At 59.9% G+C, this 16,931-nt stretch carries 13 protein-coding genes; 7 read left to right on the top strand and 6 right to left on the bottom strand.

What is annotated here, in order from left to right; all coding sequences use genetic code 11:
• Position 1: 1 nt before the first annotated feature.
• From C482_RS03070 to C482_RS03055, 4 genes are read right to left on the bottom strand one after another with little or no spacing between them, the layout of a single operon-like run.
• Positions 2-823 (bottom strand): ABC transporter permease, encoded by an 822-nt coding sequence (locus C482_RS03070; RefSeq protein ID WP_006166005.1) that lies wholly within the window; start codon positions 821-823, stop codon positions 2-4.
• Entirely contained in the window at positions 820-1,800 is a 981-nt protein-coding gene (locus C482_RS03065; protein WP_006166004.1) for an ABC transporter permease, read from the bottom strand. Before C482_RS03065 ends, C482_RS03070 begins: the two co-directional genes overlap by 4 nt.
• Positions 1,784-2,878 (bottom strand): ABC transporter ATP-binding protein, encoded by a 1,095-nt coding sequence (locus tag C482_RS03060; RefSeq protein ID WP_006166003.1) that lies wholly within the window; start codon positions 2,876-2,878, stop codon positions 1,784-1,786. The genes C482_RS03065 and C482_RS03060 overlap by 17 nt, the downstream gene beginning before the upstream one ends.
• A gap of 21 nt (positions 2,879-2,899) precedes the next feature.
• A complete protein-coding gene (locus tag C482_RS03055; RefSeq protein ID WP_006166002.1) occupies positions 2,900-3,961 on the bottom strand; it encodes an extracellular solute-binding protein in 1,062 nt (353 codons plus the stop codon).
• Between the two features lie 185 nt (positions 3,962-4,146).
• Here C482_RS03055 and C482_RS03050 point away from each other — a divergent pair, with 185 nt between their 5' ends.
• Positions 4,147-5,526 (top strand): glutamine synthetase family protein, encoded by a 1,380-nt coding sequence (locus C482_RS03050; RefSeq protein WP_049896428.1) that lies wholly within the window; start codon positions 4,147-4,149, stop codon positions 5,524-5,526.
• Position 5,527: 1 nt separating this feature from the next.
• Here the strand turns inward: C482_RS03050 and C482_RS03045 are convergent, their stop codons facing one another.
• Complete coding sequence (locus C482_RS03045; RefSeq protein ID WP_006165999.1) at positions 5,528-6,685, bottom strand: NAD(P)/FAD-dependent oxidoreductase; 1,158 nt, start codon at positions 6,683-6,685, stop codon at positions 5,528-5,530.
• Positions 6,686-6,824: 139 nt separating this feature from the next.
• Here C482_RS03045 and C482_RS03040 point away from each other — a divergent pair, with 139 nt between their 5' ends.
• The 3 genes from C482_RS03040 (at position 6,825) to C482_RS03030 (ending at position 10,332) form a co-directional block, all read left to right on the top strand.
• Entirely contained in the window at positions 6,825-7,466 is a 642-nt protein-coding gene (locus C482_RS03040; protein WP_006165997.1) for a type 1 glutamine amidotransferase, read from the top strand.
• Positions 7,467-7,598: 132 nt separating this feature from the next.
• Positions 7,599-8,984 (top strand): aspartate aminotransferase family protein, encoded by a 1,386-nt coding sequence (locus C482_RS03035; RefSeq protein WP_006165996.1) that lies wholly within the window; start codon positions 7,599-7,601, stop codon positions 8,982-8,984.
• A gap of 202 nt (positions 8,985-9,186) precedes the next feature.
• On the top strand, positions 9,187-10,332 hold the full coding sequence (locus C482_RS03030; RefSeq protein WP_006165995.1) for an NAD(P)/FAD-dependent oxidoreductase: 1,146 nt from the start codon (positions 9,187-9,189) through the stop codon (positions 10,330-10,332).
• Positions 10,333-11,016: 684 nt separating this feature from the next.
• Here C482_RS03030 and C482_RS03025 read toward each other — a convergent pair.
• On the bottom strand, positions 11,017-11,829 hold the full coding sequence (locus tag C482_RS03025; RefSeq protein ID WP_006165994.1) for an IclR family transcriptional regulator: 813 nt from the start codon (positions 11,827-11,829) through the stop codon (positions 11,017-11,019).
• Positions 11,830-12,050: 221 nt separating this feature from the next.
• On the opposite strand from C482_RS03025, the gene C482_RS03020 reads away from it, so the two are divergent.
• The 3 genes from C482_RS03020 (at position 12,051) to C482_RS03010 (ending at position 16,826) form a co-directional block, all read left to right on the top strand.
• Positions 12,051-13,724 (top strand): cupin domain-containing protein, encoded by a 1,674-nt coding sequence (locus tag C482_RS03020; protein ID WP_006165993.1) that lies wholly within the window; start codon positions 12,051-12,053, stop codon positions 13,722-13,724.
• A 123-nt stretch (positions 13,725-13,847) separates the two neighbouring features.
• The gene (locus tag C482_RS03015; protein WP_006165992.1) at positions 13,848-15,359 is read left to right on the top strand and encodes an aldehyde dehydrogenase family protein; all 1,512 of its coding nucleotides are present in this window, start codon (positions 13,848-13,850) and stop codon (positions 15,357-15,359) included.
• A gap of 459 nt (positions 15,360-15,818) precedes the next feature.
• The gene (locus C482_RS03010; RefSeq protein WP_006165991.1) at positions 15,819-16,826 is read left to right on the top strand and encodes a hypothetical protein; all 1,008 of its coding nucleotides are present in this window, start codon (positions 15,819-15,821) and stop codon (positions 16,824-16,826) included.
• Positions 16,827-16,931 lie beyond the last annotated feature (105 nt).

The raw sequence follows: 16,931 nt of genomic DNA, 5'->3' as shown, positions 1-16,931 counted from the left end.
GCTAGAACCGCCGCAACCGCGTCGCCATCGCCGCGATGACGATGCTGATGAGCAACACGATCACGCTGATCGCGTACACTTCTGGCTCGATGTCAGCTCGAACCATGCCCCAGATACGGACCGGTAGCGGCACTGCGCCGCTCCCACTGACGAAGAACGAGATAAGGAACTCGTCGAACGAGAGCGTAAAGGAGAACAGCGCCGCCGCCACGATGTTCGGCATCAGTGCCGGCAGCGTCACCTCGCGGAACGTCGTCAGCGGGTCCGCGCCGAGATCCATCGCGGCCTCCTCGAGTGTGCGGTCGAGGCCGATGACGCCTGCACCGACCACGAGCGTCGCGAACGGCAACGTGTAGAGCACGTGGCCGACGACGATCGGGACGAAGCCGCGGCCGATACCGAGCTGCGTGAAGAAGACGAACAGCCCGATCCCGTAGATAATGATCGGCAGCGTGAGCGGGACGAAGATGAGGTAGGTCGCGATTGGCCCCTTTCGCTTTGGCCAGTCGAATCGTGACAGGCCGAACGCTGCGACGACTGCTAGCACCGTCGAGATGATCATTACAACGATGCCGATCTGGATGCTCAGCCACAGCGAGCCGATCAGGTCGCTTCGGGTTGCGAGGCTCGCGTACCACTCGGTCGTGAAGTCCCAACGCAGCCCGTATCGGCCGGCGTCGAACGACATGAGGACGACGACCAGGATCGGACCGTAGAGGAACAGGTAGGTGAGCAACGTTGCGAGCTTCAGTCCGCTCCCGGCCCCGTCGTTCGGGTCAGAGTCGGACCCGACTCGATCGCGGATGGAGTCGGCGACGCTCATAGGCCACCTCCGCCGAGTCCGCGAGAGCCTTTCACGTCAATCCCCCATCGCATAGCGATCCAGATGGTCCCGAGGACGACGACGACCAAGATGACTGCCAGTGCAGCACCGAAGTTCCAGTTAAACGCGGTCCCGAACTGTGTTTCGATCACCTGGGCGTACATTCGACCGCTGGTGCCGCCGAGCAGCGACGGCGTCACGTACGCTGCGGCAGTCTTGATGAAGACGAAGACGCCACCAGCGAGCGCTCCAGGGAGCGTCAGCGGGAAGACGACTTCCCGAAACGCTTCCCAGCGGGAGGCACCGAGGTCGCGTGCTGCTTCGATCAGCGACGAATCGAGCCCCTCCATGCTCGCGTACAGCGGCAGGATCGTAAACGGCACGAAGACGTAGACGAGCCCGATGATACTCCCGACGTAGTTGTTCAACAGCGGTAACGACGGTAAGCCCACCGTCGTGAGCGCACTGTTGATGAACCCGTTATTCGAGAGGATCGGAATCCACGCGTACGTCCGGATCAGGTAGGACGTCCAGAACGGGATGATGACGAGCATCACGAGCGCGATCTTCCAGCGCTCGGGTGCGTGCTGTCCCAGGTAGTAGGTGATCGGGTACGAGATCACGAGCGACAACACCGTCACGATGACGGCGATCCCGATCGACCGACCCAGCAACCTGACGTAGGACAGCTCACTGAACTGTAGCGACGTAATCGCAGAGACATCGACGAACCGACTGAAGTGCTCGAACGTCAGCCCCGATGCGAACGGGTCCTCCACGAAGATGCTGTAGACCAACAACAACGCGACGGGAACTGCGTAAAAGACGGTTAACAGGAGGAGGATGGGGCCGAGGCTAATCGCGCCTTTGAACACCTCGCTGTCTGCCCACTCGAGTACCCGCTCGCGAAGCGTGCCGGTCTCGGGCGTCGGTTGTGGGCGGACCGCGTCCGCAGCGACGTCATCCTGTGAGGACATTGGTGTTCTCCTGGTCCCAACTGATCGTACACTCGCTGCCTGGCGTCGGGAGGTTGACCGTGTCGATCACCTGCTGTTCGAGGACGAGTTCGGTCCCGTCGATGGTGATGTGTATCTTCGCGACGTTTCCCTGGTAGATGACGTCCTCGACTTCGCCGCGGAGTGTGACGGCGGTCTCGTTTCCGTTTCCGTTTCCGGTTCCGGTTCCCGCCCCATCGCCAAGTGAAATCTTCTCGGGACGAATGGACACGGAGAGCGACTGGCCGTCTGCAGCAGCCGAAAGCGAGTCGATCGGGACGTCGACGCTCCCGCACTCGACGGCAGCACTGTTCCCATTCTCGACGTAGGTGCCATCGAGCAGGTTCGTATCGCCGATGAAGTCTGCGACGAATCGGGTCTGTGGACTTTCGTAGATCTCAGTCGGCGTGCCGCGTTGTTCGATTTCGCCCTCGTTGAGGATGATGATCTCGTCGCTCATCGTCAGCGCCTCTTCCTGATCGTGTGTGACGTAGACGAACGTGATGCCGAGTTCTTCCTGCAGATTCTTCAGTTCGACTTGCATGTTCTTTCGCAGCTTCAGGTCGAGCGCGCCGAGTGGCTCGTCGAGCAACAGCACCTCGGGCTCGGTGATCAGCGCGCGGGCGAGCGCAACACGCTGTTGTTGCCCGCCGGAGAGTTCGTCGATGCCCCGGTTTTCGATTCCCGGTAACTCGATAAGTTCGAGCATCTTTGCGATCCGTTCGGAGCGCTCGTCGGCAGGAACATCACGCATCTTTAACCCGAAGCCGACGTTCTCGCCGACTGTCTTGTGCGGGAACAGCGCGTAGTTCTGAAAGACCATACTCGTCGGCCGCAGATACGGCTCTTCCGTGGTGATGTCGTGGTCGCCGAGACGAACCCGTCCCTCCGTCGGCGTCTCGAAGCCGGCGATCATCCGCAGCGTCGTCGTCTTGCCACACCCGGAGGGACCGAGCAGCGTCACAAACTTTCCTTGCTCGACGGTGAAGCTAACGTCTTCGACCGCGCGAACGCTGCCGAAATCCTTCGTCACGGAATCGACGTGAAGTGTTGAAGTCATAAGTAGAGAATTTCTCGGCGATTAGACGGTGACGTCCGTCCAAATCTCGTCGTACGTCTGGATCTGATCGTCGGTGTTGTACGCCGGGAACTCCGTGTTCTCGAGTGCCATCTCGAGATTGTACTCGTCGAGTTCCTCGTCGGTGTAGTCGACGGCGTCGGAGACGACGATGTACTCCGGCCCCTCGAACCATGCACGGGGGACCTCGGAGATCATGTAGTCGATGAACTGCTCGGCTTCCTCTTTGTTTTCCGAACCGCGGGCGATGCAGAACGAGTCGATCCAGCCGATGGTTCCCTCCTCCCAGAAGGCGAGCGATACCGGTTCGTCTTCCGCTGCGAGGCGGTGATAGGCACCGTCCCACGACGTTCCAATCGACGCCTCGCCCTGTTGGAAGATCTGGATCGATTCCGCAGAGGACGTCCAGTAGGTGTTCACCAGGTCGACGTGTTCGTTTAACGCGTCCGCGATCGCGTCCAGATCTTCGGGTTCATCCGGATCTTGTCCGAGGTACTTCGCTGCGGTCCAGATCTGGGTCGCAGCGTCGTCACGGCTCGTAATCTCGCCGGCGTACTCATCGTCCCAGAGCACGTCGTAGCTGATCTCGTCACCGAGGTCGCCGACTTCTTCGTGGTTGTAGACTGCACCGTCGAAACCGAACGTCATCGGAACGGCGTACAGTTCATCGTCGAACCAGAAGTCGTCGAGTTTCATCTCCTCGAAGATGTGTTCGTCCCAGCCGGGAACGTTGTCCAGGTTGATTGGCTCGAGGAGGTCGTTCTGGTACGCGCGCTCGAAGTCTGCACCCGGTGCGGACGGCGTCCAGACGTCGTACGTCCCCTCCGGTGCGGTCTCGATCTGGTTGATCGCGTCGGCGTTCGACTCGTAGGTTTCGGTGTTGACCGTAATACCTGTATCCTCCTCGAACGGCTGAATCCAGCTGTCGTCGATGTACGCGCCCCAGCTGAAGTAGTTCACGGTGTCGTCGTCGCTGCCGCCAAGACACCCAGCAACTGTTCCCAGCGCCGCAGCACCACCCGTCGCGGTGAGAAATCGCCTGCGTGATTGCTTACCAATTGGCATGTCAACAGTTGTGTGGTATGAAATGGTAGTATTAATATCTATGGGTTGGGCTGAATGTGAAGCGACAATATCGTATGGTGATTGGATAGTATTCATTAAGACATGGGCCGAGAGATACGCTCGACAGTACTATCGGTTCGAGGAACCCATATTTTTAAGTCGTCTACACTACTTCAGTACTGTCAATGGCTAACACGGAGACACGGATGGAGTCGATGGTACAGGCTGACGAGATCAATCACGTATTCGTTGAGTTCCCCGATCTAAACGGCCTGTCCCGGTCGAAGCAGTTCGATGCCGACTACTTTCTCGAGTCCTGGGAGGACGGGTTCACGATGAATCTCGCCTTACTCACACAAACGCCACGAAGCGATGTCGTGGAAGGATCGAAGTACGGTGACGAGATTGACTACGCTGACGCACTTGTCCACCCGGACCCGCGAACCTGTCGGCGCGTCCCTTGGCGTGACGACGCCGTTCGGGTCATCTCCGACTTCGAGTTTCGGGGTCAGCCGGTCCCCGGTGCGCCACGAACCGTTCTCAAATCCGTCATCGAGCAGGTTTCCGCGACCGGACTCGATGCATTCGTCGGCAGCGAACTCGAGTGCTTTCTTCTCGAATCGGTTAGCGCTTCGGGGGCGGGAAAGCGGAATGGGAATGGGAATGGGAAAACTGGATCAGCACCGGGAGACCGAACCGGGGCGCACTACGTCCCAGCAACGAGCGACAAGCACGAGAACCTCACACGGGCGACAGAGGAGGTGTCTCCGTTCTACGACCGCGTCTACGACTGGGCGTCAGCGTTCGGATTGGATCTTACGACCATCCATCACGAGTTCGGTGCCGGACAGATCGAGATCCTTTTCAAGTATGGCGACCCGCTCGGCCAGGCCGACCGAACGTTTCGGTTCAAGGAACTCGTCAAACACGCCGCGACGGCCTGTGAGCAGCACGCGACGTTTATGGCAAAGCCGTTCACCGACCGGGCCGGGAGTGGCTACCACCTCCACGTGAGTCTTTTCGACGATGGCGAGAACATTCTCGACGGGGCCGACGGCGACCTCTCAGAGCGGGGTCGCCACTTCGTCGGCGGACTCCTCGAACATGCCGACGCGCTCGCTGCGCTCGGCACGCCGAACCTCAACGGGTTCAAACGCTACCAGCCGGGCACGTTCGCACCCTACTCAGCCTCCTGGGGCTACGGAAACCGGATGACAGCAATCCGCGTCCCCGGCCACGGAACGACCCGCGTCGAGAATCGGATCTCGAGTGCCGACGCCAACCCCTATCTCGTCGTCGCCGCGACACTGGCCGCGGGACTGCACGGGCTGGAGGCCGAACTCGAGCCGCCTGCGCCGTCGGAGGGGGACCCGTCCGACTCGCGACCGACGCTCCCCCAGTCGCCGCGGGAAGCGATCGCCAGTTTAGAAGCCGACGAGGTGCTCACGGAGTATCTGGGCGCAGATGTCGTCTCCGAGTACGCCGCACAGAAGCGCCACGAGATCGAGCGATTTTACAGCCAGACGACGGCGTGGGAGCGAGACGAGTACATCGAGACACTGTAGTCTACGGACCGGTTTCGGCCGCCGTCGGCGCGATGTAGGGGAACTCCCACGACGGATTCGGATTGAATCGATCGGCTCGATACGGTTCCAGCGGGAACGGTACGTCTTCCTCGGCGACATGTGCACGGATCGCGCGGCCGACGGCTGGCCCAGCCATGATGCCGAAACCGTGGAGCCCGGTTGCAACGACAAGCCCTGTCGGCCCGTTTGGCGGCGAATCGATAATCGGGAGGTGGTCCGGCGTCGCGGCATCCCCGGAGGGGCAGGTGTCATCAGTCGCGAGTCGCGCGTCGGTCAGCGCCGGGAGCCGATCCGGAATCGTCCCGGCGACGAGTCGTTTGAACCCCTCGACTGTCGTCGACCGGATCGATCCCGGTTCGGAGACGTAGTAAGCGCCTCCACCGACGTGAAGGTCTCCGTTGTGTTCTGGTCGCCAGTAGAGTCGCGACTCCTGGTCCCAGGCGATCGGATAGTCTTCAATCTCAGCCCCGGTCTCGAGGTTCGCCGTCTGGTAGCGGAACGGACGAACCGGGAGATCAATGCCGGCGAGTTCTGGCGTGCGCCAGCCCGCGGCGACGACGACCTGGTTGGCGCGGACCTCACCGTCGTCGGTTCGAACCCCGCGAACAGCTCCGCTGTCGACGATGAGCTCGGTCACCTCGGTGTTCGTCCGTATCTCTGTGCCCTCGTTTACCGCCTCGTCTGCCAACGTGGCCGCGTACGTGTACGGATCGACCCAGCCGGCGTCATCGAAGATGAGCGCACCAGTGTGTACTGATACATCGAACACCTCCGGGTATCGGTCCGCGAGCGACGCACCGTCGTGTGCCGTCACTGCGAAGCCGTCGTCCTGAAAATCTGTGGCTTCCTCACGCAGTCCTGAAAGCTCTGGTGTCGTCCGTAGCTGGACGAACGGCCGCTCGTAAAACGAGAACTGGCCGGTGCCGTCGAACTCCCGAAAGAAATCGATCGAGTACCGGGCTGCCTCCCGCCGCTCGGCGTAGTCCGCGACCACGGTGACCAGCCCCGATGCGTGACCCGTTGCGCCACTTGCGATCCCGTCGCACTCGAGTACCGTCACGTCGTGATCCGGCGACAGTTCACGAGCTGCGCTGAGTCCTGCGATACCGCCACCGATGATGAGGATGTCACCTGTCATTGGTTCGGTGCCGACCGTCTCAGCCGGCTCGTGTGATCATGTGACATGGGTGAACATAAGTGCTCCTCTCACTTTGACTGCCTTACTCCGATATCACTCCCCGTCAGAGTCATTACGGACGCACCCTATGTGTGGACCAATGATACTCGTCCTCGATCTGGAAGTGCAACCCGACTACCGCTATCTCGCACCTGAAATCGCCCGTTTGACGCCGGGAGAGACGGAGTACCGCGTGTTCGTTGACGAACCCGTTCAGCCGGACCTGGAACCATACGATGGCGTCATCCTGTCCGGCAGTACCGCGAGCGTTTACGACGACGGGCACGCCGACTGGATCGAACCGGCCGAAACACTCGTCCGCCGCTGTCGCGACGAGGGCGTTCCACTGCTCGGCGTCTGCTTTGGCCACCAGCTCATCCACCAGGCGTTCGGCGGCGTCGTCGAGCAGGACGAACGCCGCGCGACGTTCGTCGAACTCGAGTCCACTACTGCTGACGACCGCGCACTTGCTGACCTTGACCCCGTCGTTCCCGTCTTGCACGCCGACCTCGTCGTCGAGTCGGCTGATGCACTCGAGTCCACCGCGCGGACCGACTATAACGCACACTTCTGTAGCCGACACGCTGAGGCACCGATCTGGACCGTCCAGTTCCACCCCGAGTTCACCGAGCGCGTCCGCGACGAGCCAAGCGACTGGGCCGACGGCGACTACGCGTTCGAGGACTCGAACGCGACGCAGGTACTCGAGAACTTCAGGAACTACTGTCACGGTGACGAGTAGGATAATCGAACCGTCCAGCTCCACTCGACACGCGCTACCTCTCGTATCTTGTCTGAACTTTGACCGACATTCCGAATAATCTCCGGCAATCCTCCCAAAAGTATTAATAAAATACTCCCCTTCCCTCCTACAATGAGCCCTGGTGACAACAGGCATGACCACAGTCGACGACTTCGTGAGCAGACGCCACAAAGCGAGCAGTTACACGAGCGAGCGGCCGAGGTAACGCCGCTTGGCGTCGAATCGAACGTTAGATCGTTCGACCCGTACCCCTTCTACATCGAAGAGACATCGGGCTCAACGGTGACGGATATCGACGATAACGAGTATCTCGATTTCCTGCTGGCACTCGGCCCGATCATCCTCGGACACAACCATCCGGATGTCACTGCGGCGGTGAAAGCCACGGCCGAACGAGCCGATCTGACGGCCACGCCACAGCGGGTTGCGATCGAGTTCATGGAGCGAATCGTCGAGATGACGCCGAGTATCGAACAGGTTCGACTCGCGAACAGCGGGACCGAAGCGACGATGCACGCGATCCGAACCGCGCGGTCGTACACGGGCAACGACCTCATCGCGAAGCCGGAAGGCGGCTACGCCGGGGCACACGACTACGCGCTGATGAGCGTCTACGCGGACGAGGACGCGCTCGGGCCGAAGGAGCGGCCGAACACCGTTTCGTACGGAACCGGGATTCCTGACGTTGTCGAGGACACCGTCGTCGCGATTCCGTTCAACGACAAGGAGAACACCGAGGCAGTGTTGCGTGAACATGCAGACGACCTCGCGGCGGTCATCATCGAACCGGTGATGTTCTCTGCGGGTTGTCTGAAACCCCAGGACGGCTACCACGAGTTCCTCCGCGAACTCACGGAAGAACTGGACATCGTCCTCATCTGGGACGAAGTGATGACTGGCTTCCGTCTCGGACCGGCCAGCGCCCAGGGTCGATTCGGCGTAACGCCCGATATGACGACGTTCGCGAAGGCAGCCGGTGGCGGTTATCAGGTCGGTGGCTTCGGCGGCAAGCGCGAGATTATGGCCGAAATCGAACCGCCGGAAGACGAAGATGCTGAATCGTGGCACAGCTCGGCGTTCCACGGTGGGACGTACAACGGACACCCCGTCTCATGTGCGGCCGGGCTTGCCACGCTCGATGTGCTGCAAAACGAGGATGTCTACGAGCACATCGACCGGATGGGGGAACGCCTGTTCGAGGGGCTACAGGAGGTCGCCGACGACGTAGGACTTCCCGTCAACGTCCAGTACGTCGGCTCGATGGGTCAGGTGTACATGACCGACCACGAGATTCGCCACTACCGGGATACTTGGCACGCAAACAGCGAGCAGTACGCCGACTGGTGGCGCGAGGCAGCGGCCGGCGGCGCACTGTTTGGCAACCCGATGCAGAGCGAGCGCTTCTTTACGACCTACACGCACACCGACGCGGAGATCGACCGCGCGCTTTCGATCGCCGAAGACGCCTTCAATGCGGTGAATCACGAGTACGAATGACAGAACCGAATCGAACACCAGGCCCGAAACGAAGACCGACACCGATAGTGACCGTGTCAGCAACGATGGGAACGAGCATGATCACGACCACGACGACCGAACCAATCAGAACCGATTGCAAGAGAACTGAGAACGACCACCCTGGTCGTCCTGTGACCGAAACGAACACCGAATCGGCTCAACACAGCTCTGAGGTCCCACGATGACCGAGCGCGTTGCTATCGTCGGCGGCGGCGTCATCGGCTGTGCCATCGCACGCGAACTCGCTCCCGACTACGACGTTGAGGTCTTCGAGAAAGGACAACTCGCGAGCGAAGCCTCTGCACTCGCGGCCGGCGAGATCACGATGCTCTCGAGTTACGAGGACGAGCCAGCGATCGGCTGGCACGCCGTCGACTTCTTCCGTGAGTACGACGGCACCGGCGAGTTCTCCTACACGGAACTGCCGAGCATTGGGCTCGTCACGCCGGATCGCGAGGACGAAAAGCGACGGTACGCCTCACGAGTCGCGGCTGATGGCCTTCCCGTGCGCTACCTCGAACGCGAGGAGGCAAGCGAGCAATACCCCACGTTCGACTTTTCGGAACACGCCGGCGTCATCGAACACGAGGTCTCGGGCTTTGTCGACCCCTATACATTCGCGATTACGTTGCACCACGACGCGCGTGACGATGGCGCGACCTTCCACACCGACACGGCCGTTCACGACCTGCTCGTCGAGGACGGAGAAATCGCCGGCCTCGAAACCGAAGACGGTCGCGTCGAGGCCGACCACGTCGTCTGTGCTGCCGGCTGGCGCACACGAGAGTTCCTCCTCGAGTACACCCCGATTCCGGTTCGTCCCTACCGCACACAGTGTATCGTCCTTGAGCCAGAAACGCCGCTTCCCGACGGCTTCCCAATGGGCTGGTACCCCGGCAAGCATGTCTACTTCCGGCCGGAGCACAACGGTGACTTCCTCATCGGCGGCTGGTCGTTTGCCGAGGAGAATCCGGAGAGAGCGAGCAGCCAGGCGGACGCGGAGTTCCGTACTCACGTCGCCGAACTCGTCCCGACCTTCCTCGAGGGCTTCGAGGAAGCAGGTTACGTCGACGGGTGGGCGGGTGTCGACGGTGCAACGCCCGACACACGGCCGATTCTTGACACACCGGCGGACGCACCTGACGGGCTCGTCGTCGCCACAGGCTTCAACGGTCGCGGCGTGATGACCGCGCCGGTCGCCGCGACCGCCGTGCACTCCTTGCTCACCGGCGAGGATGCACCGTTCTCGCTGGACACTTTCGCCATCGACCGGTTCGATACGCGCAGCGACGACTTCGAGTTCATCAGCATCAGCGCAGGCGATTGAACTGCACGCAATATCTGTTGACTCCTTCACAGCAAGCCGACTCCGATCGGTTGACTTTTGCCTGCGGTCACCTCGTGAGATTCCGTACTACTTGTCGTGCCCGTCAACTTCACACATGGTAAAATGGTGGTGTAGTCACGGTGGGAGGTCGTTACTGTGAGACGATTGCGGGGCTGCACGAGAGTTAGCTACAATACCATCTAACGGACTCAATGTTGGATCGAGTTCAGCACTACTGCAGCCCGTTTTCGCACAATGTGAAATAAGTGGTAACGTCGGGTATGATCACCAGATGAATTGCTGATGAATTACAGAGGTACGAATGTAATCCTACACTAAAATCACAGAATCTGCGAGCGAATCTAGCGACAAGTTTGTGTCTGGGAGTGGACTAGGATGTTAAATATTAACTAAAGATGCTGAGGAACCGACTCGAGAGGGGCTGTGAACGGGTAGTCTTGTATTCAACTTTATCGATAGTTCGGTTTTCACACTGCGTGAAATGGTGATGGGGTATCGTCTGGGTTGCTCAACGATACGTGGAGCAACAGCTCGTAGCCGCCAGCGCTACCAGAGCGTTATTCGCAGTAGGGAGCGGATAATTAGACCGGCAGTGGCTTCCCTGTAGACCAGGACGACGGACACGATCACCACATCACGGTTGTCCCCCTCCACCCTTGCTCGTTATGACTTTGCTCGATAGTCGACCGACTCGAGTTGGGTTGCCAGATCGGTCTCGATGGTGTCGACGGTCTCCAGCAGGTTATCGACCATGTCGGCTTCGACGCCGTTTTCGTAGAAGTAGGTCGGCCAACCGATACTGAGTGCACCGAAGGGTGTCCCGTCGGGGAGTATGACTGCGGCGCTGATGTTTGAGAAGCCCTCGAGTACCTCCTGATGGATTTCGGCGTACCCCTGTTCACGAATCGTCTCCAGTTGGTCCTCGAGGGTCTCCCGATCGGTAACCGAATAGGGGGTCTGTGCAGGCATTCCCCACTGTTCGAGAATCTCATCGACGCGCTCGTCTGGGAGTTCTGCCAGGAGTACCTTCCCCGAGGCGGTGTTGTGCATGTGGTAGTATTGGCCGACGCCGCTCCAGGTGCTCTTGTCGGGGTCACCATACCCGCGTGGCTCGTGGATGACGTCGGCGATGGAGATAATTCGTCCATACTCTTCGACGAGGAACTCCACTTCCAGGTTCGTCCGTTCAGCGAGGTCGTTGACGCGCTGTCTAGCGGTGTTGAAAAGCGGCGTTCGGTAGTATGCCGAGCGTCCGAAGTGGAGGAATTTGAGTCCGATCTCGTACGTGCCGTCGCGCTCGACGAGCCATTCCTCATCACAGAGGGTCGCGAGGTGGTTGTGTGCCGTACTGCAAGCAATATCGACACCCTCTGCAACCTCTGATAATGTCGCCCGTTCGTGCTCCTGAACGAACTCGACGATCCGGAACGAGGTTTTGGTCGTTTGGACCGGCCGTGGCGTGCTGGTGTCGCCCATGGTGTGCAATCACAGTGCAGCTATAAAATGTTTCACCATAGGTGAAACAGTTGCACGGAGTCGCTGCTGCGTGTCATCGCCAGTCACCGGGTAAGATCCCCCGCAGCGCATGATTTATGGTCTCTGGATCAGAGATACACAATCATGGGTAAAAATACCATACAACGCCGGCACACCACTCGTCGAGCGACGACCCGCGACCCCGGTGGGGTGGCTCACCCATGAGCGACGGCAAGACGATCGCATTTTTCCCCGAGGCGGCGTACGGGCCAGCACTGAATTCGGTCGGCATCGCACAGAAGTGCCGCGAACTCGGCCACGAACCCGTCTTCCTCACCGATCCTCCCATGGCAGAAGTGTTCGAAGACCACGGCTTCGAGACCTACGAGGTCAATATGGCGGACCCGTCACTGACGCCCGAGGAGAAATCGAAGTACTGGGACGACTTCATCAACAAACACATTCCGAACTTCGATAAGGAACCGTCCGACCAACTCGACAACTACATTACCGAATGCTGGGACGCCATCGTCGAAACCGCGAAGTGGGCCCAACAGGACCTACCGGACGTACTCGACGAAGTTGACCCGGATCTGATCTGTGTCGACAACGTCATCCTGTTTCCGGCTATCAAACAGTACGGCGTTCCCTGGGTCCGAATCGTTTCCTGTTCGGAAAACGAGATTCCCGATCCCAACATTCCGCCGTACCTGTCGGGCTGTCGCGCGGACGACGTGGCGAGCCACCACGAGTTTAAGCGCCGGTACGACGAACTGATCGCGCCAGTTCATGACGACTTCAACGACTTCCTCAGAGAACACGGCGAAGAGCCGTATCCACACGGACTGTTCTTCGAGACCTCGCCCTATCTCAACCTCATCAAGTACCCCGAACGGCTACGCTGGGACCGCTGGAACGAACTCGACCCAGACCGGTTCCAGTACTTGAACGGCTGTATTCGAGACGAGAACGAGACCTACGAGGTCCCACCAATCGGCAACGAGGACAATCCGCTCGTCTACCTGAGCTACGGCAGTCTCGGCGCGGGCGATACGGAGCTGATGAAGCGCCTCCTCGAGTTCTTCGGCAGTCAACCCTACCGGTTCCTTGTGAACGTCGGCGAGTACAGCGACGAGTACGACGAGTCCCAGATTCCGGCCAACGTCGAAATCGACAGCTGGTTCCCCCAGCAGTCGGTCATTTCCCAGGCTGATGTCGTCATCCACCACGGCGGCAACAACACGTTCAACGAGTGTCTCTACTACGGGAAACCGGCAATCGTCATGCCCTACGTCTGGGACGGACAGGACAACGCCACGCGTCTCGACGAAACGAATCACGGCATCAAACTCCACCGCTCTGACTGGACGCCCGAGGAATTTGCAGACGCACTCGAGTCCTGCCTGACTGACGAGGAGATTCAGGCGAACGTCGCAGAGACGTCAGCTGACATGCAGAAACAAAGCGGCTCGAAAAAGGCAGCGACACTGCTCGATGACCTTCTCGAGGACCACTCTGAGGACACATCCGACCGCGACAAAGCACCGGCCGTGAGCATGCTTTCGAATCCGACGGAGATCGATAGTGATGATCTCGACGACTGGGGTCCCGTCCCGGATATGATCGAGGGCGAGTCTCACACGGCAGGGACGGTCATCTACAAGGGCCCTGACGGCGAGTCCGAAAGCGGCATCTGGACCTGTACGCCCGGTTACTGGGAGTGTACGGTCGAACGCGACGAGTTCTGCCACTTCCTCGAAGGCAGTGCGACGTATACGCACGAGGACGGCACCGTAACCGAAATCGAGCCGGGGACGATCGCGACGTTCCCTGCTGGCTGGACCGGCACCTGCCGTGTCCACAAAACCGTGCGCAAAGTGTACATGTGCCGATGACCGAGTGTCAGCTATGAAATCGCTCACGCAACCACAGGACAGGCGCATACAACCACAGCCCACACAACCACCGGGCAACACCCCAACTCGGGACGGAACACAGATGAATCGGGGTGGGTCGCAGTGACCGAGTTCGATCCGTTCGGTCGCCACATCTTCGCCGACGGCGCGTTTCGCGAGAGCGAGTCACTCGAGTCCATGGATGTAATTGACCCTGCGACCGAGGAATCTGTCGGCTCCGTCGCGGTCTGTGATCCCGACGAAGTCGAGGATGTCATTGAGGGAGCCGTGGAGGCACAGTCAGCGTGGGGTGACGAACCCGCGGGGACGCGCGCGGCAGCGCTCCACGAGGTCGCGGATTCGATCGAGGCGGACGATTTCGAACGCATCGCGACGCTGATGACGAGAGAGCACGGCAAGCCCTTCCCCGAATCGGAGGGCGAACTCGCGAACGTCGCGGGCATCTTCCGCTATTACGCCGAACTGGCGCGCGACGACCAGGGGAACGTCCCCGGCTCGACGCAGGCAGAGTCGTTCCAGTTCGATCGGGCGTTTCCCTACGGCGTCACCGTCCACATCGTCCCCTCGAACTTCCCCGTCCTGCTAACGGCCTGGACAGTCGCTGCCTCGCTCGCGGCCGGCAACGCTGTGATCGTCAAGCCGTCCGAGCAGACGCCGCTTTCGACGCTCCAGTTCATGGAGCACCTCCGATCGCTTCCCGACGGCCTCGTCTCGTGTCTCACCGGTCGCGGCGAAACCGCACAGGTGATGATACAGTCAGATGGAACGGACGCCGTCGCGTTCACCGGCGGCGTTGAAACCGGACAGAAAGTGAGCACAGCGGCCGGCGAACAGCTGATGCCCGCCGTCATCGAAGCCAGCGGCAACGACCCGCTCATCGTCACCGAACACGCGCCGATGGCGGTTGCGATCGCCGGCTCGACTACCGCAGCGTTCCACCTCTCCGGACAGGTCTGTACCGCCGCCGAGCGGTTCTACGTCCACGACGCCGTCCACGACGAGTTCGTCGACGGCCTCGTCGAAATGACCGAGGCATTGCGCGTCGGCAACGGCTTTGAATCCAGCGAGATCGGCCCGCTCGTGAGCGAGGCCGCCCGTGACAACGTCGAGCGACTGGTGGAAGATGCACTCGAGAAGGGCGCGACACTCGAGTGCGGTGGGCGCGTGCCGCCGGATCAGGAAACAGGCTTGTTCTACGAGCCAACAGTGTTGACGGACGTAACTCCGGAGATGGCTGTCGTCCGCGAGGAGGTGTTCGGCCCGGTTGCACCGATCTGTCGCGTCGAGAGCTTCGACGACGCACTCACGGAGGCGAACGACTCCGAGTTCGGACTGGGTGCGTCGGTCTTCACGACGGATCTCGAGGAGGCGATGCGAGCGTACGAGATTCTGGAGGCGGGCATGGTCTGGATCAACAATCCGATGATCGACAACGACGCGATTCCGTTCGGCGGCTGGAAACACTCCGGCATTGGCCGTGAACTCGGCCGCCAGGGACTGGACGCGTTCCGCCAGACGAAGATGGGTGTCATCGACTGGAATCCGCAGATCCACGACTGGTGGTATCCCTATTCGGACGAGTGGTTCTACGACACCGAGGACAAGCGGTTCTAAGGTTCTGAGGTTCGAAGTGGCGGCGGTTCGACGTTTACATCGGTGTTCTCTACAATAAAAATATACCGAGACGGTTCGCCGGGTGTCCAAGAGACATGGCCCATGGCAACTCCGACTTTCACAAGTACGGGAAGTGTGCCAACTCATGGTTATACAACCATACGATTGTAAACACTGGCGGCACAACTTTCTCTCTTCGAAACACCTCGAATCAAACTGCAACCGAAGGTCAGGTAACTACATAGGACAAGTCATCGTGATAACTTGGTGTCGGCCGCGATTCAACCGGTTCTATGTTTCGTCGTGTCGGAGAAGAGGAGTAAACGAAACGGCGCGTCCTTGATTCAAGGCGATCACAATGACCGATTGGTGTTTCGGTCCGCGAAACGGTCGGCAGAACTGGGAAAGTCGGTCCGACGACCCAAAGAATCAAATAGATTGCATCGAATCGTAGACCTGATGCTAGAGAAAGGGACGAGCTACTTCGGTGTCCGTGATATCGAACACGTTGAAGCTGATCTCGACAGATTTTGTGAACAGGGGCTAAACGCCGTGTTACATACGTTCAGCGAGTGCGACCGGGAATACTACACAGAGACGATGGCGGATATTGTCGCGGCGAGTCACGACCGTGATATGCGCGTGTACGTAAACCCTTGGGCGGTCGGTCGCGTCTTTGGTGGCGAGGCACTTTCGGAATTCGTCGGCCGTCATCCGGACAGTTGTCAGGAACTCTCAACTGGAGAGCGGATTCCAGCGGCGTGTTTCAACGATCCGACGTTCCGCGAGTACATGCGCGAGTGGACGGCTGACGCGGCCGAGATTGGTGCTGATGTCCTCTTCTGGGACGAACCGCATTGGTACATCCCCGAATGGTTCGATGACGAAATACCGGATGGATCATGGACCTGTCGGTGCACGTCCTGTCAGCAGCGATATGAGGAGCAGTACGACGAGGAGATGCCGGCAACACAAACCGAACAGGTCGATGAATTCCGCGAACAGTCACTCCTGTCCTTTCTCGACGAAATGATGGAACTGGCAGCCAACGTCGGTTGTGAAAACGCTGTGTGTCTGCTACCGAGCGAGGACGCCGACCACGGCCTCAGCGACTGGGAGCAACTCGCCGCAAATGACTTCCTCGACATCCTGGTGACTGACCCGTACTGGACCGTCTTCGATCGAGAGAGCGATGCGTTCGTTACAACCGCCACTGATACTGTCGTCTCGTTGGCCGAGGAGTACGACCTCGAGAGTCAAATCTGGATTCAAGGCTTTCGACTCGACAGCGGATCGAAGACGACCGACGACGTCCGAACGGCAACCCGTGCTGCAGTCGACGGCGGGGTCGACAGCGTCTTCATGTGGGGCTATGACGCCTGTCGGACGATTTCCAGTATCGCCTGTGAGGATCCCGACGCCGTGTGGAACGCGTATCTCGACGAGTTACCGTCCTCAGCACCGTAGCGGTGCTCGTCATCACGTCCGAGTACAGAACCCTACACGGCCGCCGAATGAGCCGACTCTCTCCTGACTCGAACTGCACGAGCCAATTTCCACGCCGGGACGTTC

It is taken from the genome of Natrialba chahannaoensis JCM 10990 (genome assembly GCF_000337135.1).
Taxonomy (GTDB): Archaea; Halobacteriota; Halobacteria; order Halobacteriales; family Natrialbaceae; genus Natrialba; species Natrialba chahannaoensis.
Note: the sequence above shows the minus strand (reverse complement) of the source record. Positions and strands in the feature narration are given on the sequence as shown.

Excerpts from the sequence above, each read along its gene's own strand:
- C482_RS03070 (WP_006166005.1), bottom strand. The coding sequence starts at position 823 with ATGAGCGTCGCCGACTCCATCCGCGATCGAGTCGGGTCCGACTCTGAC.
- C482_RS03065 (WP_006166004.1), bottom strand. The coding sequence starts at position 1,800 with ATGTCCTCACAGGATGACGTCGCTGCGGACGCGGTCCGCCCACAACCG.
- C482_RS03060 (WP_006166003.1), bottom strand. The coding sequence starts at position 2,878 with ATGACTTCAACACTTCACGTCGATTCCGTGACGAAGGATTTCGGCAGC.
- C482_RS03055 (WP_006166002.1), bottom strand. The coding sequence starts at position 3,961 with ATGCCAATTGGTAAGCAATCACGCAGGCGATTTCTCACCGCGACGGGT.
- C482_RS03050 (WP_049896428.1), top strand. The coding sequence starts at position 4,147 with ATGGCTAACACGGAGACACGGATGGAGTCGATGGTACAGGCTGACGAG.
- C482_RS03045 (WP_006165999.1), bottom strand. The coding sequence starts at position 6,685 with ATGACAGGTGACATCCTCATCATCGGTGGCGGTATCGCAGGACTCAGC.
- C482_RS03040 (WP_006165997.1), top strand. The coding sequence starts at position 6,825 with ATGATACTCGTCCTCGATCTGGAAGTGCAACCCGACTACCGCTATCTC.
- C482_RS03035 (WP_006165996.1), top strand. The coding sequence starts at position 7,599 with ATGAGCCCTGGTGACAACAGGCATGACCACAGTCGACGACTTCGTGAG.
- C482_RS03030 (WP_006165995.1), top strand. The coding sequence starts at position 9,187 with ATGACCGAGCGCGTTGCTATCGTCGGCGGCGGCGTCATCGGCTGTGCC.
- C482_RS03025 (WP_006165994.1), bottom strand. The coding sequence starts at position 11,829 with ATGGGCGACACCAGCACGCCACGGCCGGTCCAAACGACCAAAACCTCG.
- C482_RS03020 (WP_006165993.1), top strand. The coding sequence starts at position 12,051 with ATGAGCGACGGCAAGACGATCGCATTTTTCCCCGAGGCGGCGTACGGG.
- C482_RS03010 (WP_006165991.1), top strand. The coding sequence starts at position 15,819 with ATGCTAGAGAAAGGGACGAGCTACTTCGGTGTCCGTGATATCGAACAC.